The following is a 16,007-nucleotide window of genomic DNA, read 5'->3' as shown; positions in this document are numbered from 1 at the left end:
TATGGCAGACTTAACAGCGCGACATTCGGGCAAGGCCTCGGACAAGCGCATCCGCAAACGGCGCGCTGCCGAGATGCGGCTAAAGCTGTACGGCATCGTTGCCTTGCTCTTTGCTGCTGGCGCGTTGGTGGCTTTGCTAGGCTCGGTTTTCACCAAAGTTGGCGGGGCCATGAGCGAGACATATCTGATGTTACCGATCACCTTGGACGCTGCTCAAATTGATCCTGACGGCACGAAGGATTCCAAGATTATCCGCCGCGCAGATTTCACCGGGCTGACCAAGGACATGCTGAAAATGCAATTCCCCAACGCCAAAGGACGAAAATTGCGCCGCCAGCTTTACGACCTAACATCTTCGGGCGCACCGTTTGAATTGGCCGATAAAGTCGCGGCTGATCCGTCTCTGGTGGGGCAAGAAATCGAGTATCGGTTCCTCGCCTCTGACGTGACCGACCTCTACCTAAAGGGCGCGTATGGCGGCCTTACAGAGCAGCAAGCCCATGGCAAATTAACCCTGACACGCGACGGCGATGACTACATTGTAAGCTCTGCCAGTAATGACTTTTCGCAGCCTTTAGAGCGGGTTAAGCAAGGGCTTCTGATCGAGGCAAAGCGCAAGCGCGGCCTTGCTGATCTGCAACACAACGGCGTGGTGGAGTTCACCCGCCGCGCCAAGGCTGCCACGACTGACAGCGCGCGGCAAGAAAACCTAAATCTGGCCACGGCCCGCGCCACCAAGCGCGATGCCTTGCTGTCAGAGGCGCAGGAGTTGGTCACGCGCGCCGAAGCGTCAGGCGGCAATGAACCCTTGAGTGAAGATAACCGCTCAATCCTGATCAAAACCGGCGGCGGGTGGCTGAAAATGACCTCAATCACCCCAAATGGCGGCAGAGCAGAAGCCGTGGTCCCGCTAAGCCAAACGGTAACCAAGGCCGAGGCGTGGAGCCTGTATTCGACCGAGTTGCCACAGGCCTCGCGCAAAGTGTCCGACCATCAAATCATCTGGATCGAACAGCTTAAATCTCAGGGCAGGGTGGACGTGGTATTCAACACCCGATTCTTTACAGCCAGTGACAGTCGCGAGCCTGAATTAGCCGGTATCTGGGGCGCGGCGGCGGGGTCATTTTGGACGATGTTGGTGACGTTTTCACTGGCCTTTCCCATTGGCGTTATGTCGGCCATCTACCTTGAGGAATTTGCCCCAAAGAACAAATTCACCGACTTCGTGGAGGTCAATATCAACAACCTCGCCGCGGTGCCCTCGATCGTGTTCGGCCTGTTGGGTTTGTCTGTGTTCCTTGGCGTCTTTGGCGTGCCGCGCTCCGCCCCATTGGCGGGGGGGATCGTGTTGGCACTGATGACTTTACCAACAATTATCATCGCCTCGCGGGCCGCCATCCGCGCTGTTCCGCCCTCAATCCGCGACGCCGCCGTGGGCCTTGGCGCCTCGCCGTTGCAGTCCACTTTTCACCATGTCTTTCCGATGGCGATGCCCGGCATTTTAACCGGGACCATCATTGGCATGGCGCAGGCCTTGGGCGAGACCGCGCCGCTGATCATGATCGGCATGGTGGCGTTTATCGTCGATATTCCCGGCTCGATCACCGACAGCGCCAGCGTGTTGCCCGTGCAGGTCTACCGCTGGTCCGACTTCCCCGAGCGCGCTTTTGAAGCCCGCACCGCAGCCGCCATTTGCGTGTTGCTGCTGTTCCTTGTGGCGATGAATTTGATCGCCGTCCTTCTGCGCAAACGCTTTGAGAGGCGGTGGTAGACCATGCTCGATATGACGCAACAAATTCAACCGGAGCAAACCATGTCAAATGACATCAAGATTAGTGCCAAAGGCGTGGACGTATTCTATGGCGACACCCATGCAATCAAGGGCGTGGATGTAGAGATTGAAGACAAGGCTGTCACCGCCTTCATTGGCCCGTCTGGGTGTGGCAAATCCACTTTTCTGCGGTGCATCAACCGGATGAATGACACGATTGATAACTGTCGGGTCACCGGTGATATTTTACTCGAAGGCCAAGATATTTACGCCAAAACTGTGGACCCCGTGCAATTGCGCGCCCGCGTCGGCATGGTGTTCCAAAAGCCAAACCCGTTTCCAAAGTCGATCTACGACAATGTGGCTTATGGCCCGACGATCCACGGGTTGGCGCGCAATAAGGGCGAGCTTGACGAGATCGTCGAGCAATCCCTGCGCCGTGCTGCCATCTGGGACGAGGTAAAGGACCGCCTGCATCAGCCGGGAACGGGTCTATCCGGTGGCCAGCAACAACGCCTGTGCATCGGGCGCGCCATTGCCACCGCACCAGAAGTTTTACTCATGGACGAGCCATGCTCGGCGCTGGACCCGATTGCTTCGGCTCAGGTAGAAGAGCTGATCGACGAGCTGCGGGCCAATTACACCGTGATAATCGTGACCCATTCGATGCAACAAGCCGCACGGGTCAGCCAGAAGACAGCGTTTTTTCACCTCGGCCATGTTGTCGAATACGGCGATACTGATAAGATTTTCACCAACCCCGAAGACAGCCGCACCGAGAGTTACATTACCGGCCGGATCGGGTAGGGAGCATAGCTATGACAGACCAAATACATATCGCATCGGCCTTTGACCGCGACCTTGAGGGCATTCAGGCGCAGATCATGAAAATGGGGGGCATGGTGGAAACCGCCATGGCCGACGCCGCCCGCGCACTGGAAATGCGCGACACCGAGTTGGGCGAGCAAGTGCGCCGTAATGACAAGTTAATTGATGCGTTAGAGGAAGAAATCGTCGCCTCCGTCGCACGGGTTATTGCGACGCGATCCCCGACGGCGGGGGACCTGCGTTCTGTCCTCGCGGTGCTAAAAATATCCGCGAATTTGGAGCGGATCGGGGATTACGCCAAAAACCTAGGAAAACGCACGTCGATACTGTCCCAAATGCCTGCAATCAGCGGCTCTGGCGGGGCCATGCGCCGGATGACGCAACTGGTGAATGTAATGTTGAAAGATGCGCTCGACGCCTATGTTCAGCGCGACGTGGAATTAGCAGAAGATGTCCGTCACCGCGACACCGATGTGGACCAGATGTACAATGCGCTGTTTCGTGAATTCTTAACCCATATGATGGAAGATCCGCATAAAATCACCGCCTGCATGCACCTGCATTTCATTGCCAAAAACGTAGAGCGCATGGGGGATCATGTGACCTCGATCTGCGAACAAGTCATCTATCTGGTTACCGGAGAAATGCCCGATGATGACCGCGACAAGCAAGATAGAACCTCGTTTGACGCTGGGATCGGAGAGGTTTAGCATGTCCATTCAACCTCTTGTTTTAATTGTAGAAGATGACCACTCACAACGGGAGATTTTATCCTACAACATTGCCGCCGAGGGTTATTTGGTGGACATTGCCGAGACTGGCGATGAAGCCTTATTGAAGGTCCACGAAAACCCGCCTGATCTAGTGGTGCTGGATTGGATGCTGCCCAATGTGTCGGGCATCGAAATTTGCCGACAGTTGAAAACAGTGCCGCAGACCAGCCGTATTCCCGTTATCATGCTGTCAGCGCGTTCGGAAGAAACCGACCGCGTCCGTGGCTTGGAGACCGGCGCGGACGACTACGTTGTGAAGCCGTACTCTGTCGCGGAGTTACTGGCCCGCATTCGAACCCAACTGCGACGAACACGCCCAGCATCCGTGGGGCAGCGACTAGAGTACCAAGATATCATCATGGACATCGAAGAGCACCGGGTTTTTCGAAATGATGTGCCATTAAAACTGGGGCCGACCGAGTTCCGGTTACTGGCAACATTCATGGAACGTCCCGGCAGAGTTTGGTCACGCGAGCTGCTACTCGATCGTGTCTGGGGGCGCGACATCTACGTCGACACAAGAACCGTTGACGTGCACGTTGGCCGGCTGCGCAAAGTTTTGTGCTCACTTGGCGGTGGTGACGTTTTGAGAACCGTACGAGGGTCTGGCTATTCTTTGGGGTAAATTTAGTTATATTTCAGATACCTAAAGCCATAAGCTGCACTGAAATAGAAGTTCCGTTCAAACGTGACGCAACTCAAATATTTACATAATACCAATTATCGGAAACAATCTCGCTTTTGGCCCGCGCCACCCCCAACTGCGACTCTTGTTAGAAAACAGTAGTTTATCTCAAGCAACTCAGTAACACAGAGCGACACCGAATTGAACGCTGGAGACACGTAAAGGCCCCTGTCGATGAGATGGCGCGTGTTTTGAAGCGCAATCATTTCAGCAACAAGTGCATGCCCAAATGCGATGGATACTATGGTGCCGCACGAATGTCACAACTCTGGTTGAACGTGTAAGCCGCTTCACCGTCATCTTGAAGAACCCAACAAACGCACCAAGCTAGTCATGGGTAAGATCATCAAAGAGATCGGCGACCTGCCCCATATCGCGCGCAGATCAATTACGTTTGATCGAGGTTCAGAGTCTATGAACTGGCCACACCTTCAGGCCGAAACTGGCACTCAAACGTGGTTCTGCGATCCGTCGTCGCCTTGGCAAAAAGGAACCGTCGAGAACACCCATCGCCGCGCCAGGCGCTGGCTTCCGCGCAAGCGTGACATCCGCGCGATGACGGATCAGGACATGAAGGAGATCTGCGACTGGCTCAATAATACGCCGCGCAAATGCCTTGGATGGAAGGCGCCAGCCGAGGTCTTCCGCGAAAAGATGAGTGAGGAAACGCAGGTTCAGCTCCAGTTCATAACGCCACTGTAAACGTCTCAAAATGATGGCATTAGAAAAAACTTGGGTTGCGGGCAACGATCTGGTCCACTTGCGCCAGTGTGCCTGATAAGTGAGCCCGCACTTGGTTTTCGGCTTCGCTGACATTCCCATCTTGGATCGCATCAAGGATGGAGCTATGCGATTCAATTACTTCCGCTGCCTTTCCTGTGACGGGGAGATTGAGTTTACGCAATCGGTCAATTTGCCCAGATCTTTCCGAAATAAGCCCCCATAGATTTCTTAAGCCAGCCGTTTCAAACAGCGCGCTATGAAAATCGCGATCCAGCTCTTCAAAATAATTAAGGTCATGGGCGTCATGGGCCGATTTTTGGCGCATCAGGATCGCACGCGCTGTATCAGTAGCCCCATTGACGGCATAGGTGGCGAGTTGTTTGGCAACCTCAATTTCGAGGGACATACGCAAGAACTGCGTTTCGCGCGCTTGGGTGACGTCGATCCGTGAGACTTCCGTTTTGGATTGTGGGAAGATGACCAGAAGGCCCTCCTCTTCCAGCTTTAGCATGGCGTCGCGGACTGGCGTTTGGCTGACACCGTAGTACCCTGCAATTTCTGCACGAGACAGATTTTCCCCAGGCACCAGCTCGAGCGACAACACTCTCATCCGTAGCGCGTCGTATATTTGCTGGCTTACCGAGGTTTTGCGTAGCTGCCCTCGTGGTGCAAGGGGATTGGCGCTTGTGAGCATCGCATTAATCGTCAGGGTATTTTCGTTCATATTAAGGGGCCATCACTAGTTTGTTCACTTGCTATAAGATCAACATAGAACATTGTTGCACTTAATACACTAATATATTAATGTATGAGTCGAGTGCTAGGTACTCACATGTATCCATTGGGAGGAAACCATGAAATTTACTAAAACCGCGCTTCTGGCGGCGTCCGTATCTGTAACGGCGTGTATTGCTGGCGCAGAAACACTGACCATTCAGACATCATTCAATGCGGGTGATTTTTCGACGCAGTACCTTACCGAAAACTGGCTGCCAAAAATCTCCGAACTGACAGACGGACGTGTTGACGTCGTCTTTACGCCAAACGGCTCTGTCGTTCCTGCGCGTGAAACACCTGAGGCTGTTGCTGCTGGTGTGCTTGACGGAGATTTCACCGCTGTAAGCTACTTCTCAGGCCTCGAGCCTGCATTCGCCATTATGGGCGACTTGATCTCTGGCTATGACACACCACAACAAATGCTCGGCTTCTGCCGTGACGGTGGCGGCGAGGCCATCATGCAAAAGGCTGCTGACGAGATCACAGGCGGCGAAGTGCATGTGGTTGCCTGTGGGCCCTACTCACGTGAAGCTCTTGCGGCTGCCAAGCCAATTCGCACGTTTGAAGACCTTAAAGGGATCAAAATTCGCTCCCCAGAAGGCCTCGCGGCTGCTGTTTTCCAAGCTGCGGGCGCATCCCCTGTTTCAATCCCGTTCTCCGAAGTTTTCGGCGCGCTTGAAAAAGGCATCGTGGACGCCGCTGACGCATCTGCATACGTGAACAATGATCGCGTAGGCCTGCAAGATGTGGCACCGTTCCCACTCTATCCGGGTATCCACTCCATGCCATCAATGCAGTTTACCGTAAGCACTGTAAAGTGGGAGACATTGTCTGCCGAAGATCAGGTGATTTTGCGCAGTTGGTGGTATGATGCAATGTCTGCAATGACCGAAGAAGTGTCCAAGCTGGACGCAGAATTGGCAGCGCGCGACGACGCATCTGAGGGCATCGAAGTGATCAACTGGGCGCAAGAAGATCGCGATCAGTTGCGTGTTGTGGCGCGTGCACAATGGGAAGAGTTCGCTCAAAAATCTGATCTCGCTCAAGAAGCACTGGACGCTCACCTTGCTTACATGACCAAAATCGGTTTGTTCTCTGAGTAATCTTCACCAGACGCCGCTCCGTCAATTCTAGGTGGGGCGGCGTGTTTATCATTTCCAGACGGGGGCGCGATGAAACGCTTGCTTGCCCGCTATGCTGATTTCATAAGCCACATCAGTGTCTTTATCGGCCATAGCTGCTCAGTACTATATTTTGCATGTATCGCAATTTCGACCCTTGAGGTCGTGATGCGATATGGATTTGACCGCCCCTCTGTGTGGTCAACCGAGCTGGCCATGACGCTTTGCGCGACCGCTTGGGTTATGTCTGTCGGCTATGTCACGCAGCGGGATCGCCACATCTCAATCACCATGCTTGAGATGATTGTAGGGCCGCGCGTTTGGCGCATGTTCCGCCTGTTGCAACAGCTTATCGCCTTTGGTGCGATCTTGGTGCTGACGCTCGCTCTATGGAAACCCGCGATGAAAGTTATTGGGCGCACTGAATATTCAGGTACAGCGCTCAACTCGATCCAACCAACGATTTTTAAAGTGATGATCGTGATTGGATGCATTTTATATTTGGCCCAACTTGCTGCGAATATCATTCGCTGGGCCCAAGAAGAACAAGAGGATATTTCCGGTGGGAATTGAAATCATCACACTGCTGATCGTCGTATCGCTTTTAGGGCTGATGGCGCTTGGCGTTCCGCTCGGCATCACCACACTTACCGTCTCGCTGGCAACGGCGATCCTCTATTTTGGCGTGCGGGCTGGTTTTTTCATTGTAGCCGCTAATGTCAGTGAAGTGCTGCATAAATATGAGCTAATCGCGGTGCCGTTCTTCGTCTTTATGGCCAATGTGTTAGAGCGATCGGGGATCGCCAAAGCACTGTTTGACTCGATGGCAATCCTCGGGGGGCGCTTTCGTGGCTCGGTCGGGGTGCAGACCTGTCTCGTTGCGGTCGTGCTGGCGGCGATGTCTGGGATCATGGGCGGCGAGATAGTCATGCTCGGCCTTATAGCGCTGCCGCAGATGTTGCGCCTTGGCTATGATAAAAAACTCTCAATCGGGATTATTTGCGCGGCAGGCGCGTTGGCGACGCTGATCCCACCCTCGGTTGTGCTGATCATTTACGGGCTGGCCGCACAGGTGTCGATCACCAAACTCTTTGCCGCTTCCGCGGTGCCCGGGGCCATTCTTGCCACGCTCTACATCATCTATATCCTTGTGCGGGTACGGATAAATCCCTCGCTCGCACCGATCTATGACATCCCCGAAACGGGCTTGCCGTTTTTGCAGCGCTTAAAATACATGAAGGGCGTTATTCTGCCTGCGCTGCTGATTGGCACGGTGCTTGGGGTGATTTATTCTGGAGTGGCAACCGTGACAGAGGCCGCGGCGATCGGGGCTGTCGGCGCGCTTATCATTGCGGCCATTCAGGGCGAGTTGCGGTGGAAAATGGCGCGCGATGCGATGCGTCAGACGGTACTAACCGTCGGCTCTATCATTTGGCTGGTGCTTGGGGCTGTGTCGCTTATCGGTATTTATAATCGCATTGGCGGCGGTGAATTCCTGCGCGGCATTCTGACCGGCCTCGATGTGGCGCCACTGATGGTGATTGTGGTGATGATGCTGATTATCATGCTGCTTGGTACCTTCCTTGAATGGATTGCAATCATCTTTATTACCGTGCCGATTTTCGCGCCTGTGGTTATTGATCTTGGATTTGATCCGATCTGGTTTGGGGTGCTGTTTGCGATGAATATCCAAATCTATTATCTCTCGCCGCCCTTTGGCCCCGCCTGTTTCTTCCTGAAATCTGTCGCCCCAAAAGGGATAGAATTACAGGATATTTTCGTCGCCGTGCTTCCCTTCATCGCCCTCCAAGCCGTTGGTCTGTTTCTGGTGCTGTTTATCCCAGACCTGGCGCTCTGGTTGCCCTCAAAGATGGATTAAGGACGTAAATTATGAGTGATTCAAAGCTGACCAAACAAGACGAAGACATCTCTGCGCCCGAGTTTCTTGAAGAAGAAACAGAAGGCGGCATTGATCATGGCAACTGGCCAGAAGCTTTCGGCTTGCTGCTTACCGCCTTTCTTTTATGGCTTATCTTCGCATTAATTGGATAAATCTATGGCCCGAAAATTACCCTCCGATCTTCGCTCGGCACGCTGGTTTGCACCTGACGATTTGCGCACATTTGGGCATCTCTCAAGAATGATGCAGCTTGGCTACGACGAAGACGAGTTTCGTGGAAAGCCGATGATCGGCATTCTCAATACCTGGTCCGAGCTTAACACCTGCCATTCGCATTTTCGCGAGCGCGCGCAGGATGTGAAACGTGGCGTTTTGCAGGCGGGGGGCATTGGCGTTGAGATGCCGTCGCTCTCGGTCGATGAGAGTTTTACCAAACCGACATCCATGCTCTATCGCAACATGCTAGCGATGGAGACCGAAGAGATGATCCGCTCGCATCCGCTAGACGGCGTGGTACTGATGGGGGGCTGTGACAAGACGACTCCGGGGCTAGTGATGGGCGCTATTTCTGCGGGTGTTCCGCTGATTTACCTGCCTGCGGGGCCAATGCTGCGCGGTAATTATGCGGGGCGTATTTTGGGTTCTGGGTCGGATGCTTGGAAATACTGGGACGAGCGCCGCGCTGGCAATATCAGCGATGAGGACTGGAGCGGCGTGCAAGGCGGTATCGCGCGCTCTGCAGGCACATGCATGACGATGGGTACGGCCTCCACCATGACGGCTATTGCCGATGCGATGGGGATTACGCTGCCCGGCGCCTCCTCTATTCCTGCGGTGGATGCCGGACATCAACGCATGAGTTCGGCCTGCGGGCGGCGCATTGTGGATATGGTCTGGGAAGACCTCACGCCTGATAAAATCATTACAGGACCAGCCTGCCGTAACGCGGCGGTGGTTGCGATGGCCACGGGCTGTTCGACGAATGCGGTGGTGCATTTGATCGCCATGGCACGCCGCGCTGGCGTTAATCTCACGCTGGATGACTTGGATGAATTGGGCCGTATCACTCCGTTGATCGCCAATGTGCGGCCTTCGGGAAAAGATTTCCTGATGGAAGATTTCTATTATGCGGGCGGCCTGCGCGCGCTGATGAAACAGATCGAGGATATGTTGGATACATCGTGCCTGACCGTGACGGGCAAGACCATGGGCGAGAACCTTGAAGGCGCGCAAGTCTACAATGATGATGTGATCCGTCCGCTGGATAATCCGGTCTACAAAGAGGGCTCTCTCGCGGTATTGCGCGGTAACCTTTGCCCGGATGGAGCAGTGATAAAACCTGCAGCCTGTGATCCAAAATACTACAATCATGAAGGCCCTGCCTTGGTGTTTGACAGTTACACGGAAATGAAAAAGGCCGTCGATGATGAAGATCTAGACATCACTCCAGACACGGTGATGGTGTTGCGCAATGCAGGGCCACAGGGGGGACCGGGGATGCCTGAATGGGGGATGCTCCCGATCCCTAAGGCACTGATAAATAAGGGATACCGTGACATGCTGCGCATTTCTGACGCACGTATGTCAGGCACATCTTACGGCGCCTGCGTGTTACATGTTGCACCCGAAAGCTATATCGGCGGTCCGCTCTCTTTACTTAAGACAGGTGATATCGTGCGGCTCGATCTCGACACGCGTCGCCTTGATATGCTGGTGAATGAGGATGAGCTCGCTCTCCGCCGCGCCGCATGGAGCGCGCCCGAGGGGCGCTTTGAGCGCGGCTATGGATATCTCTACGCCAAGCACGTGACGCAGGCCGATAAAGGCTGCGATTTTGATTTTCTTGAAACAGGGTTCGGGCACAGTGCCGGCGAACCTGACATTTTCTAAGGGCCTGCCATGACCGATTATGTTCTCTCTGAGAAGACCCGCGCCAAGCTGATGCGCGTCTCGACTGCCTCCATTGCAACCCAGCTATACAAGCGCGATTTGCGCAATCAATTCATTCAGGGCGTGACGCCCGTGTCGCCAAAAGATAAAAACATGGTGGGGCAAGCGTTTACCCTGCGCTACATTCCTGCACGCGAAGATCGCAATCCGTTGGAAGTGTTTCGCAATGAAGATCATCCGCAGCGCGTCGCCGTCGAGACCTGCCCAGTAGGGCATGTGCTGGTAATGGATGGCCGCAAAAACGCACGTGCGGCGACAGCAGGGTCTATCCTCGTAACACGGCTTGCAGTACGTGGTTGTGCAGGCGTGGTGTCTGACGGCGGCTTTCGGGATGCCCACGGCATTGGACAGCTTGCGATGCCTGCCTTTTGTGCAGGTGCATCGGCCCCCACCAACCTGACATTGCATGAGGCGATTGAGATTAATGGCCCAATTGCCTGCGGCGATGTCGCTGTCTTCCCCGGCGATGTGATCGTCGGCGACCGGGACGGTGTGATGGTAATCCCCGCCCATCTTGCGGATGAGATCGCTGAGGTCTGCTCGGGCATGGAGAGCTTTGAGGATTTTGTTTTGGAGGAGGTCATGGGGGGCACATCGATCATCGGCCTTTATCCCTGTACCACAGAAGAAAACCAAAAGAAATTTGATGCATGGCGCGTGAAAACCGGCCGCTGAGGAGAACAACATGACATTTACCCCACACGGAAAACACCTCATTGCGGGTGTATGGATTGGCACCGAGCAGATGTTTTTATCTGCTCCTGCGCGCGGCGAGGCATTTGCATTTTCCACGGGCACGTCCGCGCTCGTTGATCAGGCGGCTAAGGCTGCCGAAGATGCGTTTTGGACCTATGGGTATACATCCAGCGAAAAACGGGCCGTGTTTCTCGACACCATTGCAGATGAGATCGACGCACGCGGCGGGCAAGTAACTGAGATTGGTAGCGCCGAAACGGGCCTTCCAGAAGCGCGTCTACAAGGTGAACGAGGCCGCACCGTGGGCCAGCTTCGCCTGTTCGCAAGCCACATCCGAGAGGGAGCCTATCTGGACCGCCGTTTTGACGCTGCACTGCCAGATCGCCAGCCTTTGGCGCGCCCAGAACTGAAATTGATGCAGCGCCCGATTGGCCCTGTCGCGGTGTTTGGCGCATCAAATTTTCCGCTCGCCTTCTCAACTGCGGGAGGCGATACGGCAGCGGCATTAGCTGCTGGCTGCCCTGTGGTTGTCAGAGGTCATTCGGCCCATCCCGGTACAGGCGAAATCGTCGCTGAAGCCATTCACGCCGCGATCAAAAAATGCAATCTAGATGCAGGTGTGTTCTCCTTTATCCAAGGCGGAAAACACGATGTTGGCCAGAGCCTTGTGCAGCATCCGCTGATCAAAGCTGTTGGCTTCACAGGCTCACTCGGCGGCGGGCGCGCCTTGTTCGATCTCTGCGCGCAACGTGATGAACCGATCCCATTTTTTGGCGAGCTCGGATCTGTAAATCCGATGTTTTTCCTCCCCTCGGCCCTTGCTTCGCGCGGCACTGAAATTGCCGCAGGCTGGGCAGGATCTCTTACAATGGGCGCAGGGCAGTTTTGTACCAACCCCGGAATCTCCATTGTAATTGAAGGGCCTGACGCAGATGCATTTGTCACCGCTGCAACCAAGGCCTTGGCTCCAATCGCGGCCCAAACGATGCTGACTGACGGGATGGCGGAAGCGTATCGCAGTGGTCGTGACCGGATTGCCGCGACCGCTGGCGTGCAAGACGTGCTGACATCCACCTGCTCGTTGCGCAACGCAACGCCCAGCCTTTTTGCCACAACAGGGCAGGCATGGCTCTCCAATCACGCACTTGGCGAAGAAGTTTTTGGGCCCCTTGGACTTATCGTGAAAGTGGCCGATTTTGCGGAGATGGTACAGGTGGCCAAGTCGCTTCAGGGACAATTGACCTGCACGATTCACATGGATGAGGATGACGCCTCACATGCACAAAAAATCCTCCCCGTACTAGAGCGTAAAGCAGGCCGCATCCTCGCCAATGGCTTTCCCACGGGCGTCGAAGTGAGTGATACTATGGTGCACGGAGGCCCATACCCGGCTTCTACGAACTTCGGGGCAACATCTGTTGGCACCATGGCAATTCGTCGTTTTCTGCGGCCTGTATGTTATCAGAATATCCCTGAAGGCCTGGTGCCAACTGGTTGATTAATGTTTGGCGACCGCACGGTTCAGTTTTCGCAAAAGGAGCAGGTCAAACGAAGCAAACAGAGGCCATGAAGGAACCCTACTCAATGCTTCACTCCCGCTCTCAGCTTTGTTTGCGAACTTCGGCAAACAAAGCTCGTGTGGCATGAACGAAGTAGGTGCCGTTCTGACTTGCAACGCCAAGTGCGAGGCACAAGACTGCTGCAATTCCCGCGGTGAGATCAAGATTGTGTTCGCTATATATTTGAATATTTGCGGCTGGGATCAGCAGTAAGGCAGCGACCGGCAACCAGTAGCGGTACATCTTAGATAACAGCGTTTCGCTCTTATACCCCACAGTCAGTAAGTCCGTATCCCACAAGTTGAAAACCCACCCATCACCGTCAGGCACAAGTACCTTTTTACGCTTCGCTTTGATAAAAATCGCTGGCATATCCAGCAATTTAGCCCGCCACCACGACCCAATCTCAACCACCACGATGACTGCGGCGATAAGGGCAAAGCCCACAGGCGATGCCCACGAGCTGATCGCGAGCAGCATCGCGGCAACTGCCCCAAATAGAAACGTGCTTAAGCTAAAAGCCGTGCCCACATAAAACGCCACGCCATTGCCCCGCATGGAGCGCTGACGCACACCGAACCACAGCACAAGCTCCAAAGTAGCAGAGCAAACAGCCCCAACCAGCAAAAAACCATACTCAAAGGACAACCAGAGCCAAGCAGGATGCAACATGATCAAGCGTATTCCCAGCCCATATCCATACATCACTTTTGCCTCAAACCCATGTTTTGGCAGTTTGGCCAAAGTAATCACGGGTTGCCCAGTTCTGCTCATGGGGCCGTCATCATGGATTGATAAAGCTCATCTCTAGGGGCGTCTGAATTGCGCAAAGCGTCCTTCATGCCCTGCCTCAATCCTGTAGCTTCGACAGCCTTGCTAATGACCAAGCCAACGATAACACCGGCTAAAAATCCTAGGCCTATCGCCAAAATAACGGGTGCCCCGATGGTTGCAGCAACGCCGATAGCAAACCCCGTGGCAATGGTGCCTGCCATCACACTCAGCATGGCAATGGGAATGTTGATCCCCAAATCGACAAACAAATCAGTCAATTCTTTGCTCTCGTCCGGGTTGGCGAAATAGGTCGCGGTATCGATGACCGAGACGATCACAACCCCGACCCAGCCCCCTGCCTTGGCAAACCGCCCTGCCCCTGCTGCTGCATTTCCAGCCGGGCCGCGAAACGCAGTATCAAGCAATGTCACACTCTTGCCGTTCAAGCCGCCCATGCCGTAACTCGTCGCAGTGATCATGGTGCGCAAGCGGTTGCTACCTTTAAAAGCAATCATCATGGTGCCATTGCTCATGCGCCAAAACTTCATTCTTTGTAGGCCGACCTCTTTGAGAAACGCCCGATGCTCTGCAGGACCTAGGGTGTAATATGTCCGAAGCCCAAGGCCTGCGACCGTCTTTGCGTAGCCGGAAATCACAGTCCCCGCCCACACGGCTTCCGCATCGGACATGGTGTCCACATCCTTGAGCCCCTCGCCACCGGGCGGTGAGCCATGCTCGGCGTCAACCTCCACAATCGTCACCGGATGTTCTTCGCCTTGGGGATTATAGGCCGGGTAGTTATGCGCATTTAGTTCCGCCATAACATCGAGCCCATTCATTTCATGACCCGGTGAAATAGAGCCGAATTGCCCCGGCATCCTAGCCGAAGAATATTGCCCAATCGGCACCATCGGCGCCCCCTCGCCGCGCGCACGCGACATCATCTGTTCCGTTGGCACCCAAGGCGCAGGTGTGCTCATACGCGGGGTTGGAACCGGAGCAATGCCCACATTCACTGTCAGCTGCTCAGGCATTGTAACATTGCCAAAACTCAACAGGTTATCAATCAAAATGCGCTCTTCCCCGCCCACGCTCAGACAAAGCTGCCCGCTAGTCCCCGATGCGGTATTTTGCAACGTCTCGACCGTACACATAGGAAGCGCAGGCGTGGACAGCCCATTGACCGAACCACGAATGGCAGGGCAACTCATATTGGACGGATTGCCGAGATAAAACAGGTTGCCTTGTTCGCAAATGGCGCAATAGCCACCGGCCTCTTGGGACGTAGAAAACTGGTTCATAGGTATAAATGCCTTTACTAAAATATGGTCTTATCTTGCCGTTAAACTTTGGGCGTGTGCAAGTAGCGCCCGGGCTGCATCCACCGGGTGTTGATCTTTTTGCAAGATACGCGCCGTGATCGGATCATGCATTGGACTTCGCCCCATGCGCAAAGCGGCCTCACAGTAAAACACGGTCGCTTGCTCGACACCCAAACCGGCCCCTTTAGCCTCGCGGATCAAGGCGCGGAGTTGGGCTAACCTTTGCTCAACCTCGGTGCCACGCTCCCACTCCGGCAGCGCCGCGTGCATGTGATCATTTAAATCGCGTTGAAATTTTCCTAACGCCACGCGGTGGAAAACGTCACGCTCTATCGGGCCAATCACAAAAGGCGCATTCGGACGCCCCATTGGCAGGGCCGCACTGGGCTTGACAGACACGGCATCTGACAGTCGAGGCCGACAGGAAATAATTTGGATAGCGCACTCATTTGGCCCACGTAGCCAATGCTGCGCCCGCCCCAAATCCGCCCCGATGGACGGGAAATATAGCGCCGCCACCTCTGGCTCCCAAAAGCGAAAGTAAAACCACGCGCCAGTTTCGTCAGGGACACGGGTAAAGCGGCGAAAATGGCGCCACACCTCGTCAAGTGAGGCCTCAGCCCGAATGAAAATACCCACATGTGCATCCCAAAGATGAAACGGAGTGATCTTGCCTTCGGGGTGACGCACAAAAAGGCGGCGGGTCAGGGCTGCCCCCTCCTCCAGCCGCACCAGCCATGGGGCAACTTCGCCCAGCTCATCCTTAGCATCCCCTTGGAAAAGGCACTTATGCTCTAGGCCAGACGCCGCCAGGATCGTGTCCAAATTGGCAATTCGAGAGGCGTCCAGAATTGTATAAAGCGCGGCATCTGGCCCAAAAAGGACAGGGTGCAACGGGGCGGGCGCGGCGTGTTCTGCATCTGGCCCGGGGCGCGGCCCAAGCGGAGTGATGTCTGAAATCACATCCACCTGTACGGGTGATGCGGGCCCCTCGGCTTGGTTGAAAACAGGGGTCGCCCCAGTGGGGACACCATGATTTCCAGGCAAGGCCCATGGATCTGATAGTTCGTTCATACTCATACCTAAACTCAACGCACCTTGAGGCAACCCAACTCAATGATGGCTCGC

At 54.8% G+C, this 16,007-nt stretch carries 15 protein-coding genes and 1 pseudogene; 12 read left to right on the top strand and 4 right to left on the bottom strand.

The genetic code is table 11. From position 1 onward, the window contains the following. Window position 1 precedes the first annotated feature (1 nt). From pstA to AC3Y7R_RS03245, 5 genes and pseudogenes are all read left to right on the top strand, one after another. Window positions 2-1,771 (top strand): phosphate ABC transporter permease PstA, encoded by a 1,770-nt coding sequence (pstA, locus tag AC3Y7R_RS03265; RefSeq protein WP_490040569.1) that lies wholly within the window; start codon window positions 2-4, stop codon window positions 1,769-1,771. A gap of 12 nt (window positions 1,772-1,783) precedes the next feature. Further along, complete coding sequence (gene pstB, locus AC3Y7R_RS03260; protein ID WP_490040568.1) at window positions 1,784-2,578, top strand: phosphate ABC transporter ATP-binding protein PstB; 795 nt, start codon at window positions 1,784-1,786, stop codon at window positions 2,576-2,578. Between the two features lie 11 nt (window positions 2,579-2,589). Further along, a complete protein-coding gene (phoU, locus tag AC3Y7R_RS03255) occupies window positions 2,590-3,309 on the top strand; it encodes a phosphate signaling complex protein PhoU (RefSeq protein WP_490040567.1) in 720 nt (239 codons plus the stop codon). 1 nt (window position 3,310) lies between these two features. Then, window positions 3,311-3,997 carry a phosphate regulon transcriptional regulator PhoB gene (gene phoB, locus AC3Y7R_RS03250; RefSeq protein WP_490040566.1) on the top strand — a complete coding sequence of 229 codons (687 nt, stop codon included), beginning with the start codon at window positions 3,311-3,313 and terminating at the stop codon, window positions 3,995-3,997. Between the two features lie 310 nt (window positions 3,998-4,307). Then, a pseudogene (locus AC3Y7R_RS03245) lies at window positions 4,308-4,759 on the top strand (IS30 family transposase); the annotation flags it as partial. A gap of 19 nt (window positions 4,760-4,778) precedes the next feature. Here the strand turns inward: AC3Y7R_RS03245 and AC3Y7R_RS03240 are convergent. Continuing rightward, a complete protein-coding gene (locus AC3Y7R_RS03240) occupies window positions 4,779-5,504 on the bottom strand; it encodes a GntR family transcriptional regulator (RefSeq protein WP_490040565.1) in 726 nt (241 codons plus the stop codon). 130 nt (window positions 5,505-5,634) lie between these two features. Between AC3Y7R_RS03240 and dctP the strand changes: the two genes are divergently transcribed. The 7 genes from dctP (at window position 5,635) to AC3Y7R_RS03205 (ending at window position 12,722) form a co-directional block, all read left to right on the top strand. Next, window positions 5,635-6,660: a TRAP transporter substrate-binding protein DctP gene (dctP, locus tag AC3Y7R_RS03235; RefSeq protein WP_490040564.1), complete on the top strand. Its 1,026-nt coding sequence runs from the start codon at window positions 5,635-5,637 to the stop codon at window positions 6,658-6,660. A gap of 69 nt (window positions 6,661-6,729) precedes the next feature. Continuing rightward, window positions 6,730-7,251 carry a TRAP transporter small permease subunit gene (locus AC3Y7R_RS03230; RefSeq protein ID WP_490040563.1) on the top strand — a complete coding sequence of 174 codons (522 nt, stop codon included), beginning with the start codon at window positions 6,730-6,732 and terminating at the stop codon, window positions 7,249-7,251. Beyond that, window positions 7,241-8,557 carry a TRAP transporter large permease gene (locus tag AC3Y7R_RS03225; protein WP_490040562.1) on the top strand — a complete coding sequence of 439 codons (1,317 nt, stop codon included), beginning with the start codon at window positions 7,241-7,243 and terminating at the stop codon, window positions 8,555-8,557. The genes AC3Y7R_RS03230 and AC3Y7R_RS03225 overlap by 11 nt, the downstream gene beginning before the upstream one ends. An 11-nt stretch (window positions 8,558-8,568) precedes the next feature. Beyond that, on the top strand, window positions 8,569-8,730 hold the full coding sequence (locus AC3Y7R_RS03220; RefSeq protein WP_490040561.1) for a hypothetical protein: 162 nt from the start codon (window positions 8,569-8,571) through the stop codon (window positions 8,728-8,730). A gap of 4 nt (window positions 8,731-8,734) precedes the next feature. Next, window positions 8,735-10,468 carry an L-arabinonate dehydratase gene (araD, locus tag AC3Y7R_RS03215; protein ID WP_490040560.1) on the top strand — a complete coding sequence of 578 codons (1,734 nt, stop codon included), beginning with the start codon at window positions 8,735-8,737 and terminating at the stop codon, window positions 10,466-10,468. Window positions 10,469-10,477: 9 nt separating this feature from the next. Next, on the top strand, window positions 10,478-11,203 hold the full coding sequence (locus tag AC3Y7R_RS03210; RefSeq protein WP_490040559.1) for a ribonuclease activity regulator RraA: 726 nt from the start codon (window positions 10,478-10,480) through the stop codon (window positions 11,201-11,203). Window positions 11,204-11,213: 10 nt separating this feature from the next. Next, a complete protein-coding gene (locus AC3Y7R_RS03205) occupies window positions 11,214-12,722 on the top strand; it encodes an aldehyde dehydrogenase (NADP(+)) (protein WP_490040558.1) in 1,509 nt (502 codons plus the stop codon). A gap of 103 nt (window positions 12,723-12,825) precedes the next feature. On the opposite strand, the gene AC3Y7R_RS03200 is transcribed toward AC3Y7R_RS03205, so the two are convergent. From AC3Y7R_RS03200 to AC3Y7R_RS03190, 3 genes are read right to left on the bottom strand one after another with little or no spacing between them, the layout of a single operon-like run. Further along, window positions 12,826-13,557, bottom strand: a complete 732-nt coding sequence (locus AC3Y7R_RS03200; RefSeq protein ID WP_490040557.1) for a hypothetical protein — start codon at window positions 13,555-13,557, stop codon at window positions 12,826-12,828. After that, window positions 13,554-14,858 carry a type I phosphoribosyltransferase gene (locus tag AC3Y7R_RS03195; RefSeq protein ID WP_490040556.1) on the bottom strand — a complete coding sequence of 435 codons (1,305 nt, stop codon included), beginning with the start codon at window positions 14,856-14,858 and terminating at the stop codon, window positions 13,554-13,556. Before AC3Y7R_RS03195 ends, AC3Y7R_RS03200 begins: the two co-directional genes overlap by 4 nt. A gap of 30 nt (window positions 14,859-14,888) precedes the next feature. Continuing rightward, the gene (locus AC3Y7R_RS03190) at window positions 14,889-15,953 is read right to left on the bottom strand and encodes a DUF4123 domain-containing protein (protein WP_490040555.1); all 1,065 of its coding nucleotides are present in this window, start codon (window positions 15,951-15,953) and stop codon (window positions 14,889-14,891) included. Between the last annotated feature and the right edge of the window lie 54 nt (window positions 15,954-16,007).

This window comes from Litoreibacter sp. (assembly GCF_058136045.1).
Note: the sequence above shows the minus strand (reverse complement) of the source record. Positions and strands in the feature narration are given on the sequence as shown.

Coding starts and splice junctions, on each gene's coding strand:
- pstA (WP_490040569.1), top strand. CDS start 2: ATGGCAGACTTAACAGCGCGACATTCGGGCAAGGCCTCGGACAAGCGC.
- pstB (WP_490040568.1), top strand. CDS start 1,784: ATGACGCAACAAATTCAACCGGAGCAAACCATGTCAAATGACATCAAG.
- phoU (WP_490040567.1), top strand. CDS start 2,590: ATGACAGACCAAATACATATCGCATCGGCCTTTGACCGCGACCTTGAG.
- phoB (WP_490040566.1), top strand. CDS start 3,311: ATGTCCATTCAACCTCTTGTTTTAATTGTAGAAGATGACCACTCACAA.
- AC3Y7R_RS03240 (WP_490040565.1), bottom strand. CDS start 5,504: ATGAACGAAAATACCCTGACGATTAATGCGATGCTCACAAGCGCCAAT.
- dctP (WP_490040564.1), top strand. CDS start 5,635: ATGAAATTTACTAAAACCGCGCTTCTGGCGGCGTCCGTATCTGTAACG.
- AC3Y7R_RS03230 (WP_490040563.1), top strand. CDS start 6,730: ATGAAACGCTTGCTTGCCCGCTATGCTGATTTCATAAGCCACATCAGT.
- AC3Y7R_RS03220 (WP_490040561.1), top strand. CDS start 8,569: ATGAGTGATTCAAAGCTGACCAAACAAGACGAAGACATCTCTGCGCCC.
- araD (WP_490040560.1), top strand. CDS start 8,735: ATGGCCCGAAAATTACCCTCCGATCTTCGCTCGGCACGCTGGTTTGCA.
- AC3Y7R_RS03210 (WP_490040559.1), top strand. CDS start 10,478: ATGACCGATTATGTTCTCTCTGAGAAGACCCGCGCCAAGCTGATGCGC.
- AC3Y7R_RS03205 (WP_490040558.1), top strand. CDS start 11,214: ATGACATTTACCCCACACGGAAAACACCTCATTGCGGGTGTATGGATT.
- AC3Y7R_RS03200 (WP_490040557.1), bottom strand. CDS start 13,557: ATGAGCAGAACTGGGCAACCCGTGATTACTTTGGCCAAACTGCCAAAA.
- AC3Y7R_RS03195 (WP_490040556.1), bottom strand. CDS start 14,858: ATGAACCAGTTTTCTACGTCCCAAGAGGCCGGTGGCTATTGCGCCATT.
- AC3Y7R_RS03190 (WP_490040555.1), bottom strand. CDS start 15,953: ATGAACGAACTATCAGATCCATGGGCCTTGCCTGGAAATCATGGTGTC.